We start from the raw sequence: 15,398 nt of genomic DNA on the forward strand, positions 1-15,398 counted from the left end.
AGCGAGCCAGCCATGTCGGTAAAGTCTAAGGTTATTGAAGCGATCAGGCAGATCGCCAAAGAGCAGCACGTCACGCTTCCTGAACTCTCGGACGATCTGTCCCTGCACGAGACGGGCTTCGACTCGCTCGCCTTCGCGATCCTGGTCGCGCGCCTCGAAGACGAGACCGGCGTCGACCCATTCACCATTTCCGAGGACGCAGCGTTCCCCGCCACCGTGGGCGATTTCGTGCGGGCCTACGAAAATGTCCCCGCGTGAGATCTTTGCGCTCCGCGACCATCTCGGCGCGGAGCTGAGGGGCCGCACGCTGTCCGATGCGCACCATGTCGTGTCGCTGACGGATATCCTCTCGCAGACGGTCCTGGGCGGCCGCCTGCGCGAATTGTCCGGCCGCGCGGTCCTGCTGAAATTGTCCGATCAGCTTCGGTCCGGCCTTGCCATGATCGAGCTCGATGGCATCGCCCGTCGCATGCTGCTGTGTCCACCGGATCTCAATCCGGCGCATCTCAACGCGTTGATCGCGGATGCCGGGATCGATGCCGTCGTCACCGACGAACCCGGTCGCTGGGCCGATACCGGCATCGCGCTGGTTGTCACCGCGCAATTGCCTCCCGAAGCCGCTGTGCCGGCCAAGACCGAGCGCGCCACCGAATGGCTGATGCTCACTTCGGGCACCTTAGGCCTACCGAAAATCGTTGGCCATACCTTGGAAGCGCTCACGGGCGCCATCGTCGCCGAAGGTCCTGCGAGGGGACCCGCGCCAGTATGGGCGACGTTCTACGACATCCGGCGCTATGGCGGCCTGCAGATCTTCCTCCGCGCCGTTCTCTCCGGCGGCTCGATGGTATTGTCGGACCCGCACGAGGCGCTCGCCGATCACGTCGCACGGCTGAATGCGCGCGCGGTCTCACACATCTCCGGCACCCCCTCGCACTGGCGCAAACTGCTGATGAGCGGCTCGGCCGCGAAGTTTGCGCCGCGCTATGTCCGCCTCTCCGGCGAGATCGCCGACCAGGCCGTGCTCGACGGCCTGAAGGCGGCATTCCCGAACTCTTCCGTTGGGCACGCCTATGCCTCGACCGAGGCCGGCGTCGGCTTCGCAGTCAATGACGGGCTCGAAGGCTTCCCGGCCGACTATCTCGGCAACCGCAATGGCGTCGAGATGAAGGTCGTCGACGGCTCGCTGCGCATCCGCTCGACGCGCACGGCGCACGCCTACATTGGCCGCGCCGCCGCCGCGCTCACCGATGATGACGGGTTTGTCGACAGCGGCGACATCGTCGAATTGCGCGGCGACCGTTACTATTTCGTGGGCCGCCGCGGCGGCATCATCAATATCGGCGGGCTAAAGGTTCATCCCGAGGAGATCGAGGCGGTGATCAACCGCCATCCCGACGTGCGGATGTCGCGGGCCAAATCGCGCCGCAGCCCGATCACCGGCGGCATCGTCGTCGCCGACGTGATCCTCGCCGACGGTACCGATCCGGCGCGGGCGAAGGAGATCCGCGACCAGATCCTGGATCAGTGTCGCGCGCAGCTCGCCTCGCACAAGGTGCCGGCGGTGATCCGCTTCGTCGAGGCGCTCGACGTCACTCCGGCCGGCAAACTGGCGCGCACCGATGCATAATGTCCTCGTCACCGGCGGCAGCCGCGGCATCGGCCTTGCGATCGGCAAGCGCCTTGTTGGCGCCGGCTACAACGTGATCGCGGCCGCGCGGCGCGAGAGCGACGAGCTCAAGGCGGCCATTGCCGAGGCCGAGGGCCGCCTGCATTTCCGTGCCTGCGACCTCGCGGTGATCGATGCGATTCCGGCCTTCGCCAAGCTCGTTCGCGATGAGTTCGGCGCGATCTACGGCCTCGTCAACAATGCCGGCCTCGGCACCGAAGGCCTGCTCGCAACCATGCACAATTCCGAGATCGAGGCGCTGGTGCAACTCAACGTGCTGTCGCCGATCATCCTCACCAAATACGTCGCGCGGCAGATGATGGCCGATGGCGCCGGCCGCATCATCAACATCTCCTCGATCATCGCCACCACCGGCTATAACGGTCTCTCGGTCTATGGCGCGACCAAGGCCGCCGCGACCGGCTTCACCCGTTCGCTCGCGCGCGAGGTCGGCAAGCTCGGCATCACTGTGAACGCGATCGCGCCAGGCTTCATCGATACCGAGCTCACGCACAATCTCTCCGACGAGGGTCGCAAGCGCATCGCCGGCCGCAGCGCGCTGCGCCGTCTGCCGGAAACGGACGATGTCGCGCGCATGGTGGAATATCTCCTGGGGGAGGGCGGCCGCAACGTGACCGGCACCGTGTTCACGGTCGACGCGGGCAACACGGCGTAAGCGGTACTCTGCAGCCACCATTGCGTTGATCCGGCCCAATGACATTTAGCCGGATTTGGTCGTAAGATGCCCCGCAATCGATTGGGTTACGTCAATCGATCTGCCCTAATCGACAGGGTGCAGTCCATGACCACGCCAGACATGACCGCCTCAGGCCCAGGTCGTACCGAGCAATCGCGCGCGGAGCCGGGCGACATCCACTGCCCGCCGATGGCGCATCAGAATTCCGGCGGCCACGGCTACGAGATGTATCCGCAGCAATTCGTTCGGCTGGTCGGCTGTCACGACGCGTCTTTGGATGCTCTGCGCAAGCGTCAGGACGAGAAGCTGCACTAGAGCCAATTCCGTTCGGATGGAATCGGAACGGGGCTATAGATACTTGCTTTGACGCGTTCTCTTGATGCGAACCGGTACCCACCTCGCTCGAAAACGCTCCAGGCGCGTTCACGACCGATGCTTCGCTAGGTCAATCCGTTCGTGTGAGAATTCCGGCGGCCCCTCGGTGAGGCGGCGGATACGGCGCTCGCGTTCGTCGGCCGGCAAGGCGGGATCGAGCAGCGCCGCGAGCTCGTGCGCCGCGAGCTCCTCGATCCTGCTGGCGCCCGAGGCGATCGGGTGCGCTGACGTGAGTGCCGGGGGCGCGATCCTGAGGCCCAGCTCGACCAGCTTGCAGATCGCATCGGAGCGCGACAGGTGATGGGCTTCGGCCCAGGCATCGACGGCCGCGGTCAGCCCTTCCGGCATCTTGACCGCGCTGACCGGATCGCGCCTCGTGCGCCGCCGCACCGGAGCGGTGGAGCCCTTGTCGCCGAGGTCGGACACTTCGATCATCCCGCGTACCCCCTGGAACCAACTCGATCATAGTCGCTCTTCCGTCCCTGGCATTTGATGCCGATCAATGATCGGCTGCGGCATTGCAGCGCGCCTCATCTTGTTGTCCGGGCCGGTTTCGGCCAATGATTGAGAGGGCGCGCCGGCCGACGAACCCGGATCGATCCTGCTACGTATTTCGAACGCGCGTCCCAACCATCCGGCATCAACCAATGACATCAGGCGAATCCTATTACGGCGGCATTCCGGTCTTTCGCGGCTTCGCCAGCCTGATGGACCCCGTGCTCTATTCGCCGCTCCCGGAGGACTGGAGCATCGGCGTCGCTGACATCGTCGATTCCACCAAGGCGATCGCGGCGCAGCGTTACAAGGCGGTCAACATGGCCGGTGCCGCAGTGATCGCGTCCGTGACCAACGCGCTGGAGGGGCGAGAATTCCCCTTCGTGTTCGGCGGCGACGGCGCGAGCTTTGCGGTCGCGCCTCGCGATGTCGAGGCCGCCCGCGAGGCCCTTGCCGCGACCGCGACCTGGGTACGGGAAGGTCTCGATCTGAAGATGCGCGTTGCGCTGGTGCCGGTGAACGCTATCCGCGCGCATGGCCTTGACGTGCGTGTCGCGCGCTTCGGTCCGTCGGCCAATCTATCCTATGCGATGTTCTCCGGCGGCGGGCTCGCCTGGGCTGACGCCGCGATGAAGTGCGGCGAGTTTGCGGTCGCGGAAGCGCCCGCTGGCACGCAGCCCGATCTCTCCGGCCTGTCCTGCCGCTTCGAGGTGATTCCGGCTTCGCGCGGCCTGATCCTGTCGGTGCTGGTGATGCCGGCGCGCGGCGCCGACCCGCTGGCCTTTCGCAAGGTGATCGAGGACGTCATCCACCTCGTCGAGCGCAGCCCGGATGGCGCCCGCCCGGTGCCGCCGCAGGGACCGCCGCTGAAATGGCCGCCGCAGGGGCTGGACTATGAGGCTCGCACCAGGCGCGGTGGTTCGCTGTTCATGCGACGTGCCAGCGTGCTGGCCTACACGCTGTTCGTCTATCTGATCATGCGTTTCGACCTCAAGGTCGGCGGTTTCGCGCCGAAGCTCTACAAGCGCCAGTTGGTCGAGAATTCCGACTTCCGAAAGTACGACGATGGCCTGCGCATGATCCTCGACTGCACGCCCGAGCTCGAGCGCGCCCTCAGCGATCGTCTCGTATCGGCTGCGCGCGACGGCATCGTACGCTACGGGCTCCATCGGCAGGATGCCGCGATGATGACCTGCTTCACGCCGTCGGCATTGCGCAGCGACCATGTTCACTTCATCGATGGTGCGCGGGGAGGCTACGCCTCGGCCGCAACGGCATTGAAGGCGATGATGACGTAACGCCACTTTCGTGCCCCGGACGCAGCGCAGCACCCTCGGCGATGCGAAGCATCGTCCGGAGTGATGCGCTGCAGAGCCGGGGCCCATCGCAGCGTGGGTCCCGGCTCTGCGCAGCGTCACTACGTGCCGCAGCGCGTCCGGGACACGAGAAGTCAGAATCTCAGCGCCCCGCGCGCGTCCAGATCTCGCCGCCGCAGAGCGCGCCGACGCAGCCTTCGACCCGCAGCGAGTCTGCGCCGCTCACGGTGACGCTGCTCGCATAGGTGCTGCCATCGTCGGCATTGTAGATCTGGCCCGACCATTTGCTTGGACCGGACGGCTGCATACCGCTGAACAACGGCAAGCCAATCATCGGACGCCTGGCGAGCGCGGGATTGGGGTTTTTGCTGTCGGTGGCCGGCTGGCCGGTCGCGGTGTCGTACGGTTCGCGCAGCCAGACGATGACGCCGCAGATGCCGCCTCCGCATTTGCTGATCTTCACGCGCGCGTCGCCCGCCTGGGTGAGCCAGGTGCCGCTGGCATCGGCGCTCTGTGCATGCGCGGCAGTCGCGCCAGACAGCGCAGCCAGGACGACGGAGAGGATGGCGAATCGGTTGAACATGGAGAGGGCCCCGAAAATGGAGGCGCCTCCATAGCAGCCCAGCAGGATAGTGCAACGCCGGCTGGAATCACATTCCTGCGCTCATTTGCCCCAGCGGACGAAGGCGACCGAGGCTGCCGTCGAGAGCCCGAACACGACCATTGCGCCGCCGACCAGCGCGAACAAGGTCCATGCCGGCGCCTGCGCCATGACGAGGCTGATACCCCCGATGGCGACGATCAGAAGCCGCGCCGTGGAGGCCAGCACCGGTCCGCCGACGCGAGCCGCGCCTTGCGAGGAGAAGTACAACGATACGCCGATGCCGAAGAACACGAAGGCCGGGCCGGCCCAGTGGAAATAGCTGTGTGCCGCGGCGGTGACGCCGGGGTCCCGGGTGAAGAGCGAGACCCACAGCGACGGATCGAGCGCGATGACGAGGCCGATCAGGCCGACCGTGAGGCCGGATGCTGCGGCAGCCGTCCAGGCGACGCGCCGCGCGCGCTTCATTTGTCCCGCACCGATCGCCATGCCGACCATCGGCACCGAGGCGATGCCGAAGGCGAAGGTGATCGGGATCAGCAAGAATTCCAGCCGCGAGCCGATGCCATAGCCGGCCAGCATCTCGGTCCCGAAGGTTGCAAGGATCTTGGTGAAGATCAGAATGGTGAGCACGGTCTGGAGCGGCGACAGGCAGGCCACCGCGCCGACCTTGAGGATGTCGAAGAACATCGCGCGCTCGAAATGGAATGCGCGGAAATTCAGCGGCAGCTGGCTGCGGCCCGACAGGAGATACCAGAGGAAGAAGATCGCGGCGCAGGTGAACGCAATCAACTGGCCGGAGGCGACGCCGGGCATGCCGAATTGCGGAACGCCGAACAGGCCGAGCCCAAGCGTGCCGCCGAGCGCGACCTGCACCAGGCTCGCCCCGATCAGCGTCATCGACGGCAGGCGCATGTCGCCGGTGCCGCGGATTACCGAGGCCAGCGTGTTGACGAGCCAGATCGCGATGGCGCCGGAGAACAGCACCTGCGAATAACCGCAGGCCTCCTCGAGCACGCGCTCGCGTCCGCCGAGCAGCGTGAAGAATGCGCGGCCGAAGACGAGCATCATAACCGTGAAGAACAGCCCACCGCTGAGGCCGATGATGGCGGCATGCAGCGCCAGCGTCGCGGCGCGGTCACGTTTCCCGGCGCCCAGCGCCCGGCTGATCGCCGAGGAGACGCCGCCGCCCATCGCGCCCGCGCTCATCATCTGCGTCAGCATCGCGAACGGAAACACCAGCGCGATCGCAGCGAGCGGGACGGTGCCGAGCCGGCCGATATAGGATGTCTCGGCGATCGCAACCAGCGTGCTACCGACCATCGCGATCATGTTGGGGATCGCCAGACGCAGCAGCGTCGGCAGGATCGGCGCCGTGAGCAGGCCGGCGATGGGGGAGGCGACCGGGGCACGCGGCGGCGCGGCGTCTGCGGAGGCGTCGATCGTCATGTCTCACCGGGTGGAATATTGGATGATGATCGACATATTACAGGGCGCCGCACTCCCGCGCCAACCCTCGCCTCACGCGGGGCTCACCAGGGCAGGCCGCATAGGTCTATCGTACCCAGCGTCGGCGCACGGACGATGTCGAGGACGTAGGGCGCCATGTAGTCGAAGCGGATCCGCCCCTCCGGCTGCTCGCAATAGACTTCGCCCCTAAAGGGTTGCCATTTGCGGGCCTCGTAGAACGCGAAATTGTGCGGCTCGCAGAACAGGATCGCGAAGCGGGCCGCCTCGTTGGCCCGCATGGTGTGCACCGCCGCGTCGATCGCCATGGTTGCGTAACCGCGGCAGCGGCGGTCCTCGCGCGTGCAGACGCCGCCAATGCCGCCGACATGCACATTGCGGCCGTTCCAGCTGATGGTGCGGAAGTAGATGCCGACATGGCAGACGAGGCCGTCGGGCGTCTCGATCAGCACGCGAAGATCGGCATTGGCCCATTTGACATGGCGCCAGGGCAGCTTCTCGACCATTTGCGGTCCCCAGACTGCCTGATGCAGCGGCTTTGCGATCGACCACGAGGCGTCGCCGTTCAAAATGTCGATCTCGACGCTCATGGCTCTCTCTTTCGCATTTCGGCCGCGTTGTGCATTCGTTCTGTCATAAGCGGTTCAAAGGCAATGATATTTTGCGGCGAATGATCAAGCCGGTGTGAACCTCGGCTTGCCTGCGGCGAAGTTGTGCATCCAAGCCATGCCTCGCATCCGGCGTTTTCGCAAATTGGCGGTATTTAACGTCGCAGGAACCTTCTATAAGAGTCCCCGTTAAGCCAGTTCCCCACCAGTTGCGGACAAGAACCCATGACCTTTACGCTGCCCCCACTCCCTTACGCCTATGACGCCCTCGGCCAGTTCATGTCGAAGGAGACGCTGGAATTCCACCACGACAAGCATCATCAGGCCTACGTCACCAACGGCAACAACGCGCTCAAGGGCACCGAATGGGAAGGCAAGTCCCTTGAGGAGATCGTCAAGGGCTCGTTCGGCAAGAACCCCGCGGTGTTCAACAATGCCGGCCAGCACTACAACCACATCCACTTCTGGAGCTGGATGAAGCCCAATGGCGGCGGCACCAAGCTGCCCGGCAAGCTCGAGAAGAAGATCAACGAGGACCTCGGCGGCTTCGAGAAGTTCAAGACCGACTTCCAGGCGGCCGGCGTCGGCCAGTTCGGCTCCGGCTGGTGCTGGCTCCAGGTCAAGAACGGCAAGCTCGAAATCTCCAAGACCCCGAATGGCGAGAATCCGCTGGTGCACGGTGCCACCCCGATCCTCGGCTGCGACGTCTGGGAGCACTCCTACTACATCGACTATCGCAACCGCCGTCCGGACTATCTGAAGGCGTTCGTCGAGAACCTCGTGAACTGGGAATACGTCGAGTCCCTGTTCGACAAGGCCTGAGGCTTTACAGTCATTCCGGGGCGCCCGCAGGGCGAGCCCGGAATCCAGAAGCTGTTGTGCGAGATTCCGGGTTTGATGCTGCGCATCGCCCCGGAATGCCAGAAACAGCAAAGGCGGTCGCATGCGCGGCCGCCTTTTTGCTGTGCGGAATTCGCATCTTCCCCGCATGGCCCTGCACAAGGCGCGCATCGCTTCGGTCCTCGTACTGTTTGCATCGCGTGGGCGGCGCCCTTAATCAGGAGGGGCATCACCCTCGAGCCGACCACGCCCGTTGTTAGAATCTTCCCCGAAACCGCCGGCGCCTGCCGAGGACGCCGAGTCCGAACCGAGGCCGGGGCGTGCGCGAAAGCCGATCGGCTGGTCGACGATCATCATCGCGGCTCTGGTGGCGGTGAGCGCGGCACTGGTCTGGCGGCGCGACGGCACTGACGGTGTCCTGGAGATTCTCACCCACGATCTCTCGCTGTTCGGCGGCATCCTGCCGCGCGTGTTGGCGGGCTGCCTGCTCGGGGCGTTCATCTCGGAAATCCTGCCGCACGAAAAAGTCTCGCGTTCGCTCGGACCGAAATCCGGCCTGATGGGCCTTTTGATCGGCACCGCCTTCGGTGCGATCCTGCCCGGTGGTCCCTTCACCGCCTATCCGGTGGCGAGCGCGCTGCTCGCGGTCGGCGCCGATTTCGGCGCCACCATCGCCATGGTCGTAAGCTGGACGCTGATCGGTTACGGCCGCGCAGTCGCCTGGGAAATCCCGATCATGGGCACCGACTTCACGCTGTGGCGCATCCTGATCTCGCTGCCACTGCCGGTGCTCGCCGGCGCGCTCGGCCGCTTCGTCTATGTCCGGGTCTATCCGAAGCGTGCGGGCGACGAGGAGGCGGCGTGAGCGCGGCCCTCCTCATCGATATCCTCTTGTGGGGCTCGGTCTTCGGCGTCGGCCTGATCGCCTTCCGCCGCGGCCCTCCCGTGTTCAAGGCCTCGCTGCGCGAAGGCTCGATGGACTTCATCAACATCGTGCCGCGCATTGCGCTGGGCGTGATCGGCTCTGGCTACATCGCCGCCATCATCCCGCAGGAAGTGATCACCGGCTGGCTCGGCCCGGACAGCGGCTGGCTCGAGGTCGCGACTGCCGTGGTCGCCGGCGCCGCCACCCCCGGCGGCCCGGTGATCGGCTTCTCCATTGGCACCGTAGCGCTGAAATCGGGCGGCGGGGTCCCGCAGGTGGTCGCCTATGTCGTCGCCTGGGCCCTGTTCGCCTTCCAGCGGGTGATTTTGTGGGAAATTCCGTTCATGCCGGCCCGTTTCGTCTGGTTCCGCTGCGCGGTGTCGGTGCCGTTCCCGTTCGTGGCGGCAGCCATCGCCATGGTGATCGGCAAGCCCTGAGCCGGGCGTGGACACGGGTAATGTTATAATATAACGTCACTGGCATGGTTCCCGCCACGTCCCACGCCCATCATCACGACCATGCTCATGGCCATTCCCATGGCCACGAGCATTCGCACGGGCACGACCACACCCACGCCCATGTCCACGATGCGGCCTCTCCGCATCCGGCCCAGGACGCGCCCTGGTCGATCCTGCGCATGACCCTGGCAGGCCGTCTTTCGGTTGCGGCCGCCGTCTGCGCCGTGCTCTGGGGCATCGTTTGGCTGGCGATGAGGTGACCATGGCAGCGCTGCACTTTCACAACGTCACGCTCGGCTATGACCGCCATCCGGCCGTGCACCATCTCAACGGCGAGGTCGCGCCCGGCGCGCTGGTCGCCGTGATCGGCCCGAACGGTGCTGGCAAGTCGACGCTGCTGCGCGGCATCGTCGGAATCCTCAGGCCGCTCGATGGCAGCATCCATCTTGGCGGGCTCGATAGCAGGGACATCGCCTATCTGCCGCAGAGCGCGGAGATCGACCGCAGCTTCCCGATCTCGGTGTTCGACTTCGTCGGCACCGGGCTGTGGCGCGGGACCGGCCTGTTCGGCGGCATCGGCAAGGCCGCGCGCGAAAAGATCCTCCGCGCGATCGCGGCCGTTGGCCTCAATGGCTTCGAGAACCGTCCGATCGGCACACTCTCCGGTGGGCAGATGCAGCGCGTGCTGTTCGCGCGCGTGCTGCTCCAGGACGCGCGCCTGATCGTGCTCGACGAACCCTTCAACGCGATCGACAGCAAGACCACGGCCGACCTGCTCGCGCTGGTGAAACACTGGCACGGCGAGGGCCGCACCGTGCTCGCCGCGCTGCACGACATGGCGATGGTGCGCACGCATTTCAGCGAGACGCTGGTGCTGGCGCGCGGCCCCGTGGCGTGGGGACCGACGGCGGAGGTGCTGACGCCGGAAAACCTGATGGTCGCGATGCGGATGTGCGAGGCCTTCGACGACAGTGCCACGGCATGCGCCGAGGATGGACGTTCGCAGGCAGCGTGACATCCATGATCCATGACATTCTGATCGGCCCGTTCATCGAATTCGAGTTCATGCGGCGTGCGCTCGCAGCGGTCGTCGCGTTGTCGCTCGCCGGCGCGCCGATCGGCGTATTCCTGATGCTGCGGCGAATGAGCCTCGTCGGCGACGCCATGGCCCATGCGATCCTGCCGGGCGCGGCGGTCGGCTTCCTGCTGTCCGGCCTCAATCTGTTTGCGATGACGGCTGGCGGGCTGATCGCCGGCTTTACGGTTGCGATCCTCGCCGGCGTGGTCGCGCGCTCGACCGGGTTGAAGGAGGACGCCTCGCTTGCGACCTTCTATCTGGCGTCGCTGGCGCTGGGTGTGACCATCGTCTCGCTCAAGGGCACCAATATCGACCTGTTGCACGTGCTGTTCGGCAACATCCTCGCCATGGACGATCAGACGCTGCTGGTGGTGGCTTTCAACGCCACGATCACGCTCGTAGTGCTCGCGGTGATCTACCGTCCGCTGGTGATCGAGAGCGTCGATCCATTATTCTTGCGCACCGTGAGCCGGGCCGGCGGACCTGCGCATCTCGCCTTCCTCGCGCTCGTCGTCATCAACCTCGTCAACGGCTTCCAGGCGCTCGGCACCCTGCTGGCGGTCGGCCTGATGATCCTGCCTGCCGGCATTGCGCGGTTCTGGTCACGCGATCTCACAGCCATGATCTGCATCGCCGTGATCGCCGCCGCCGTCTCGGGCTACGCCGGCCTCGTGCTGTCGTTCCAGACCCGCGTGCCCTCGGGCCCTGCGATCATCCTCGTGGCGACGATGTTGTACGTCGTCTCCGTCCTGTTCGGCCGCATCGGCGGCGTCGTCAGGCAGATGTTTCCCGGTCGGCATCTGGAAGCGTGAGGGCCATGCGCTTCCTTCTGCTCCTTGCCTCGCTGATGATCGCCTCGCCGCTGCACGCTGCTGAACGGCTCAACGTTGTCGCGAGCTTCTCGATCCTTGCCGATTTCGTCCGCAACGTTGGCGGGGACCGTATCAATCTGACGACGCTGGTCGGGGCGGACAGCGACGTGCACGTCTATACGCCCGCGCCAGGCGATGCGAAGCGCATCGCGGAGGCGAAGCTCGTCATCGTCAACGGGCTTGGGCTGGAGGGCTGGTTGCCGCGGCTGGTGCAGTCCTCCGGAGCCAAGGCGCAGGTGGTCACCGCGAGCGCCGGCATCGCGCCCCTGAAGCTCGGCTCGGCCGCCGATCCCCACGCTTGGCAGTCCGTCCCCAACGCCAGGATTTACGTGACCGACATCGCCGATGCGCTGGCCACGGCTGATCCGGAGAATGCGAATTTCTTCCGCGCCCAGGCAAAGGCCTATCTGGAAAAGCTCGAAACGCTCGACCGCGAGGTCCGCGAAGCCGTGGCCAAAATCCCGCCGGAGCGTCGCAAGGTGATTTCCACGCACGACGCCTTCGGCTATTTCGCCGCTGAATACGGTATCCAGTTCATCGCGCCCCTGGGGGTCTCCACGGAAACCGAGCCCAGTGCGCGGGACATCGCGGCCATCATCGGTCAGATCAAGGCCCAGAGAATCCCGGCTGTCTTCCTGGAGAATATCAGCGACGACCGGCTGATCCGGCGGATCGCGGCCGAGACCGGCGCAAAGGTCGGCGGGACGCTGATTTCGGACGGTTTAACGGGCGAAAAGGGGCCTGCACCCACTTACATTGATATGGTCAGGCACAATATAAAGGCCCTGACCAGCGCGCTTGACCATTAGGGCAGGGGGCCACCCCGCTCGCGTCGCGCGGAATAGCCCTACGTCCGGAGTTGTTATGTCTGAAGCGTCCTCCCAAAAAATTCCCGTGACCGTCCTGACCGGCTATCTCGGTGCCGGCAAGACCACGCTTTTGAACCGCATCCTGTCGGAAAACCACGGCAAGAAGTACGCCGTCATCGTCAACGAATTCGGCGAGATCGGCATCGACAACGACCTCATCATCGGCGCCGATGAGGAAGTGTTCGAGATGAACAACGGCTGCATCTGCTGCACCGTGCGCGGCGACCTCGTTCGCATCATGGACGGCTTGATGAAGCGCAAGGGCAAGTTCGACGCCATCATCGTCGAGACCACCGGTCTTGCCGATCCCGCGCCCGTCGCCCAGACCTTCTTCGTCGACGAGGATGTGCAGAAGAATGCCCGGCTCGACGCGGTCGTCACGGTCGCCGACGCCAAATGGCTGTCCGACCGGCTCAAGGACGCGCCCGAGGCCAAGAACCAGATTGCCTTTGCCGACGTGATCGTGCTGAACAAGACCGATCTCGTCACCAAGCCCGAGCTCGCCGAGGTCGAGGCCCGCATCCGCGGCATCAATCCCTATGCGAAGCTCCACCGCACCGAGCGCTGCTCGGTGGCGCTGGCCGATGTGCTCGACCGCGGCGCGTTCGACCTCGACCGTATCCTCGACATCGAGCCGGATTTCCTGGAGGCCGATGATCATGACCACGACCATGATCATCATCACCATGACGGCCACGATCATCACCACCATGATCACGGCCATGGCCTGAAGCACTACCACGACGAGGACATGCAGTCGCTGGCACTCAAGACCGACAAGCCGCTCGATCCGAACGTGTTCATGCCCTGGCTCCAGAACCTCGTGCAGGTGGAGGGCGGCAAGATCCTGCGCTCCAAGGGCATCCTCGCCTTCCATGATGACGACGACCGCTACGTCTTCCAGGGCGTGCACATGATGCTGGAGGGCAACCACCAGCGGAAGTGGAAGGAGGGCGAGCCGCGCGAAAGCCGCCTCGTCTTCATCGGCCGTGAATTGCCGGAAGAGGTCATCCGCAAGGGTTTCGAGAGCTGCATCGTCTCGTGATGAAAGAGTTTACGCCGGCCCCCGAGTCCACCTCGATCGTTTCCGTCACCGACCGTGTCAAGCCGGTCGCGCTTGGCATGGGCGTGACATCAGTGCATTTCCTCGCCGACCGCGCCGCCTTCGTCGGCGGTGAGGAGAACGTCGCGCTGGTCGACGCCAAGGGCGAGATCACCACGGTCGCCGTTCACAGCGGCGGCATTCTTTCGACCGCCTTCGACGGCAAGCGCCTGGTGATGGGCGGCGACGACGGCAAGGTCGTGTCGCTCGATGCCAAGGGCGAGGTGGCGCTGCTCGCCACCGACCCGAAGCGGCGCTGGATCGACGCGGTGGCGCTGCATCCGGACGGCGCTTTCGCCTGGTCGGCCGGCAAGACGGCTTCCGTCAAGAGCGGCAAGAACGAGGAGAAATCGATCGACGTGCCCTCGACCGTCGGCGGGCTTGCGTTCGCGCCGAAGGGCCTGCGTCTCGCAATCGCGCATTACAACGGCGCGACGCTGTGGTTTCCGAACATGGCGGCGACGGCCGAATTCCTGCCCTGGGCCGGCTCGCATCTCGGCGTCACCTTCAGCCCTGACAACAAATTCCTGGTCACCTCGATGCACGAGGCGGCGCTGCACGGCTGGCGGCTTGCGGATAACCGCCACATGCGCATGACCGGCTATCCCGGCCGCGTCCGCTCGATGTCCTGGAGCGCGGGCGGCAAGGCGCTCGCAACCTCAGGCGCCGATACCGTGATCCTGTGGCCATTCGCGAGCAAGGACGGCCCGATGGGCAAGGAGCCCGCGATGCTCGCGCCGCTGCAGGCGCGTGTGTCGGTCGTCGCCTGCCACCCGAAGAACGACATCCTCGCCGCCGGCTACAGCGACGGCACCGTGCTGATGGTGCGTCTGGAAGACGGCGCCGAGATCCTGGTTCGTCGCAACGGCACGCCGCCGGTGTCTGCGCTGGCCTGGAACGCCAAGGGCACGCTGTTGGCGTTCGCCGACGAAAATGGGGACGGCGGCCTGCTGGAGCTTTAATCTGTCATCGTTCTGACCGTAGATGGGGCCATGCGGTTTCTGACGACCTTCCAGATCGCCGATTTCATCGACACGCTGATCAGCCTGTTCACGGCCTTCGTGCTGGGCACGCTGATCGGCGCCGAGCGGCAGTACCGGCAGCGTACCGCGGGCCTGCGTACCAATGTGCTGGTCGCGGTCGGCGCCGCCGCCTTCGTCGATCTCGCCATGCACCTGACGGGCGCGGACGGTGCGGTCCGGGTGATCGCCTATGTCGTCTCCGGCATCGGCTTCCTTGGCGCCGGCGTCATCATGAAACAGGGCATGGACGTGCGCGGGCTCAATACCGCTGCGACGTTGTGGGCCTCTGCCGCCGTCGGCTCCTGCGCCGGTGCCGACCTCGTTGCCCAGGCCGCGATGCTGACCGTGTTCATCATCGCCGGCAACACGATGCTGCGCCCCCTGGTCAATGCCATCAACCGTATTCCGCTGAATGAAAAGGCGCTGGAGGCGACCTACTACTTCAAGCTCGCGGTCGCGACCGACGCCTTGCCCGACATGCGCGACCGCCTCGTCGACAAGCTCGAGGCCGCGAATTATCCGGTGGCCGATGTCGATGTCGTCGAGATCGGCGACGACCTCCTGGAGATCGTCGCGAAGCTGGTGGCGACCGCGGTCGACCCGAACGAGCTGAACACGGTGGCGACCGATCTGCAGCATCAGCCGGGCGTGCGTCACGCCACCTGGGAAGTCAGCACGACGGAGTAAGCGCGGCGTTTGGGCGCGCAGGCGCCCGGTTCCCGCTTCACCGGCACGGAACCGCAGCCGAGCGATTTCGTTGATCCCGCGGACAAGTGCGGTGATCGACATGAGCAATCATGACAAGCGCAGACTGAAACTGGACCTGATGGTCGCCTTCTCGCTGTTCGCAGCAGGCGTCGTGGTATCAGGGCTGTCGCTGGCGCGGATCCGCGCCGAAAGCCAGATGGAGCTGGCGCAGGCAACGAGACCGCTTCAGGGCACGCCGTCCGACGATCACAGCAAGGCCCCCGCGGAAGCCAAGCCCGGCGGTGATCGGCCGACCACGC

General features: G+C 65.4%; 19 protein-coding genes and 1 pseudogene. 16 read left to right on the top strand and 4 right to left on the bottom strand.

The features are described 5' to 3' along the window. Positions 1-12 precede the first annotated feature (12 nt). From AC630_RS27135 to AC630_RS27150, 4 genes are all read left to right on the top strand, one after another. Positions 13-258 (top strand): acyl carrier protein, encoded by a 246-nt coding sequence (locus AC630_RS27135; protein ID WP_074121533.1) that lies wholly within the window; start codon positions 13-15, stop codon positions 256-258. Then, positions 245-1,627, top strand: a complete 1,383-nt coding sequence (locus AC630_RS27140) for a class I adenylate-forming enzyme family protein (protein WP_074121534.1) — start codon at positions 245-247, stop codon at positions 1,625-1,627. Before AC630_RS27135 ends, AC630_RS27140 begins: the two co-directional genes overlap by 14 nt. Then, complete coding sequence (locus AC630_RS27145) at positions 1,620-2,342, top strand: SDR family NAD(P)-dependent oxidoreductase (protein ID WP_074121535.1); 723 nt, start codon at positions 1,620-1,622, stop codon at positions 2,340-2,342. Before AC630_RS27140 ends, AC630_RS27145 begins: the two co-directional genes overlap by 8 nt. Before the next feature lie 126 nt (positions 2,343-2,468). After that, entirely contained in the window at positions 2,469-2,678 is a 210-nt protein-coding gene (locus AC630_RS27150; protein ID WP_143198351.1) for a hypothetical protein, read from the top strand. 108 nt (positions 2,679-2,786) lie between these two features. On the opposite strand, the gene AC630_RS27155 is transcribed toward AC630_RS27150, so the two are convergent. Next, on the bottom strand, positions 2,787-3,173 hold the full coding sequence (locus AC630_RS27155; protein ID WP_074121537.1) for a hypothetical protein: 387 nt from the start codon (positions 3,171-3,173) through the stop codon (positions 2,787-2,789). Between the two features lie 212 nt (positions 3,174-3,385). Here AC630_RS27155 and AC630_RS27160 point away from each other — a divergent pair, with 212 nt between their 5' ends. After that, the gene (locus AC630_RS27160; RefSeq protein ID WP_074121538.1) at positions 3,386-4,531 is read left to right on the top strand and encodes a DUF3095 domain-containing protein; all 1,146 of its coding nucleotides are present in this window, start codon (positions 3,386-3,388) and stop codon (positions 4,529-4,531) included. Positions 4,532-4,691: 160 nt separating this feature from the next. Here AC630_RS27160 and AC630_RS27165 read toward each other — a convergent pair whose 3' ends face one another. From AC630_RS27165 to AC630_RS27175, 3 genes are all read right to left on the bottom strand, one after another. Next, a complete protein-coding gene (locus AC630_RS27165; RefSeq protein WP_074121539.1) occupies positions 4,692-5,132 on the bottom strand; it encodes a DUF2147 domain-containing protein in 441 nt (146 codons plus the stop codon). Positions 5,133-5,213: 81 nt separating this feature from the next. Beyond that, a complete protein-coding gene (locus AC630_RS27170; RefSeq protein WP_074121540.1) occupies positions 5,214-6,599 on the bottom strand; it encodes an MATE family efflux transporter in 1,386 nt (461 codons plus the stop codon). A gap of 83 nt (positions 6,600-6,682) precedes the next feature. Next, positions 6,683-7,207, bottom strand: a complete 525-nt coding sequence (locus tag AC630_RS27175) for a GNAT family N-acetyltransferase (protein ID WP_074121541.1) — start codon at positions 7,205-7,207, stop codon at positions 6,683-6,685. Between the two features lie 243 nt (positions 7,208-7,450). Here AC630_RS27175 and AC630_RS27180 point away from each other — a divergent pair, with 243 nt between their 5' ends. The 11 genes and pseudogenes from AC630_RS27180 to AC630_RS27230 all read left to right on the top strand — a co-directional run. Beyond that, complete coding sequence (locus tag AC630_RS27180) at positions 7,451-8,047, top strand: superoxide dismutase (RefSeq protein ID WP_014491764.1); 597 nt, start codon at positions 7,451-7,453, stop codon at positions 8,045-8,047. Positions 8,048-8,318: 271 nt separating this feature from the next. Beyond that, a complete protein-coding gene (locus AC630_RS27185) occupies positions 8,319-8,930 on the top strand; it encodes a permease (protein ID WP_074121542.1) in 612 nt (203 codons plus the stop codon). Then, complete coding sequence (locus AC630_RS27190; RefSeq protein WP_074121543.1) at positions 8,927-9,427, top strand: hypothetical protein; 501 nt, start codon at positions 8,927-8,929, stop codon at positions 9,425-9,427. The genes AC630_RS27185 and AC630_RS27190 overlap by 4 nt, the downstream gene beginning before the upstream one ends. 44 nt (positions 9,428-9,471) lie before the next feature. Further along, positions 9,472-9,708, top strand: coding sequence for a hypothetical protein (locus AC630_RS27195; RefSeq protein WP_074121544.1), 237 nt, complete (start codon positions 9,472-9,474; stop codon positions 9,706-9,708). A gap of 2 nt (positions 9,709-9,710) precedes the next feature. After that, entirely contained in the window at positions 9,711-10,463 is a 753-nt protein-coding gene (locus AC630_RS27200) for a metal ABC transporter ATP-binding protein (RefSeq protein ID WP_074121545.1), read from the top strand. A gap of 5 nt (positions 10,464-10,468) precedes the next feature. Next, on the top strand, positions 10,469-11,338 hold the full coding sequence (locus AC630_RS27205) for a metal ABC transporter permease (RefSeq protein WP_074121546.1): 870 nt from the start codon (positions 10,469-10,471) through the stop codon (positions 11,336-11,338). A 5-nt stretch (positions 11,339-11,343) separates the two neighbouring features. Next, positions 11,344-12,207 carry a metal ABC transporter substrate-binding protein gene (locus AC630_RS27210; RefSeq protein WP_074121547.1) on the top strand — a complete coding sequence of 288 codons (864 nt, stop codon included), beginning with the start codon at positions 11,344-11,346 and terminating at the stop codon, positions 12,205-12,207. A 55-nt stretch (positions 12,208-12,262) separates the two neighbouring features. Continuing rightward, complete coding sequence (locus tag AC630_RS27215) at positions 12,263-13,312, top strand: CobW family GTP-binding protein (RefSeq protein ID WP_074121548.1); 1,050 nt, start codon at positions 12,263-12,265, stop codon at positions 13,310-13,312. Next, positions 13,312-14,331: a WD40 repeat domain-containing protein gene (locus AC630_RS27220; RefSeq protein ID WP_074121549.1), complete on the top strand. Its 1,020-nt coding sequence runs from the start codon at positions 13,312-13,314 to the stop codon at positions 14,329-14,331. Before AC630_RS27215 ends, AC630_RS27220 begins: the two co-directional genes overlap by 1 nt. Before the next feature lie 30 nt (positions 14,332-14,361). Continuing rightward, the gene (locus AC630_RS27225) at positions 14,362-15,078 is read left to right on the top strand and encodes an MgtC/SapB family protein (RefSeq protein WP_074121550.1); all 717 of its coding nucleotides are present in this window, start codon (positions 14,362-14,364) and stop codon (positions 15,076-15,078) included. A 100-nt stretch (positions 15,079-15,178) separates the two neighbouring features. Next, positions 15,179-15,398, top strand: a pseudogene (locus tag AC630_RS27230) (hypothetical protein); the annotation flags it as partial.

Origin of the sequence: Bradyrhizobium sp. AS23.2, from assembly GCF_001908185.1 — a bacterium.
Classification (GTDB): Bacteria; Pseudomonadota; Alphaproteobacteria; order Rhizobiales; family Xanthobacteraceae; genus Bradyrhizobium.

Excerpts from the sequence above, each read along its gene's own strand:
- AC630_RS27135 (WP_074121533.1), top strand. The coding sequence starts at position 13 with ATGTCGGTAAAGTCTAAGGTTATTGAAGCGATCAGGCAGATCGCCAAA.
- AC630_RS27140 (WP_074121534.1), top strand. The coding sequence starts at position 245 with ATGTCCCCGCGTGAGATCTTTGCGCTCCGCGACCATCTCGGCGCGGAG.
- AC630_RS27145 (WP_074121535.1), top strand. The coding sequence starts at position 1,620 with ATGCATAATGTCCTCGTCACCGGCGGCAGCCGCGGCATCGGCCTTGCG.
- AC630_RS27150 (WP_143198351.1), top strand. The coding sequence starts at position 2,469 with ATGACCACGCCAGACATGACCGCCTCAGGCCCAGGTCGTACCGAGCAA.
- AC630_RS27155 (WP_074121537.1), bottom strand. The coding sequence starts at position 3,173 with ATGATCGAAGTGTCCGACCTCGGCGACAAGGGCTCCACCGCTCCGGTG.
- AC630_RS27160 (WP_074121538.1), top strand. The coding sequence starts at position 3,386 with ATGACATCAGGCGAATCCTATTACGGCGGCATTCCGGTCTTTCGCGGC.
- AC630_RS27165 (WP_074121539.1), bottom strand. The coding sequence starts at position 5,132 with ATGTTCAACCGATTCGCCATCCTCTCCGTCGTCCTGGCTGCGCTGTCT.
- AC630_RS27170 (WP_074121540.1), bottom strand. The coding sequence starts at position 6,599 with ATGACGATCGACGCCTCCGCAGACGCCGCGCCGCCGCGTGCCCCGGTC.
- AC630_RS27175 (WP_074121541.1), bottom strand. The coding sequence starts at position 7,207 with ATGAGCGTCGAGATCGACATTTTGAACGGCGACGCCTCGTGGTCGATC.
- AC630_RS27180 (WP_014491764.1), top strand. The coding sequence starts at position 7,451 with ATGACCTTTACGCTGCCCCCACTCCCTTACGCCTATGACGCCCTCGGC.
- AC630_RS27195 (WP_074121544.1), top strand. The coding sequence starts at position 9,472 with ATGGTTCCCGCCACGTCCCACGCCCATCATCACGACCATGCTCATGGC.
- AC630_RS27200 (WP_074121545.1), top strand. The coding sequence starts at position 9,711 with ATGGCAGCGCTGCACTTTCACAACGTCACGCTCGGCTATGACCGCCAT.
- AC630_RS27205 (WP_074121546.1), top strand. The coding sequence starts at position 10,469 with ATGATCCATGACATTCTGATCGGCCCGTTCATCGAATTCGAGTTCATG.
- AC630_RS27210 (WP_074121547.1), top strand. The coding sequence starts at position 11,344 with ATGCGCTTCCTTCTGCTCCTTGCCTCGCTGATGATCGCCTCGCCGCTG.
- AC630_RS27215 (WP_074121548.1), top strand. The coding sequence starts at position 12,263 with ATGTCTGAAGCGTCCTCCCAAAAAATTCCCGTGACCGTCCTGACCGGC.
- AC630_RS27220 (WP_074121549.1), top strand. The coding sequence starts at position 13,312 with ATGAAAGAGTTTACGCCGGCCCCCGAGTCCACCTCGATCGTTTCCGTC.
- AC630_RS27225 (WP_074121550.1), top strand. The coding sequence starts at position 14,362 with ATGCGGTTTCTGACGACCTTCCAGATCGCCGATTTCATCGACACGCTG.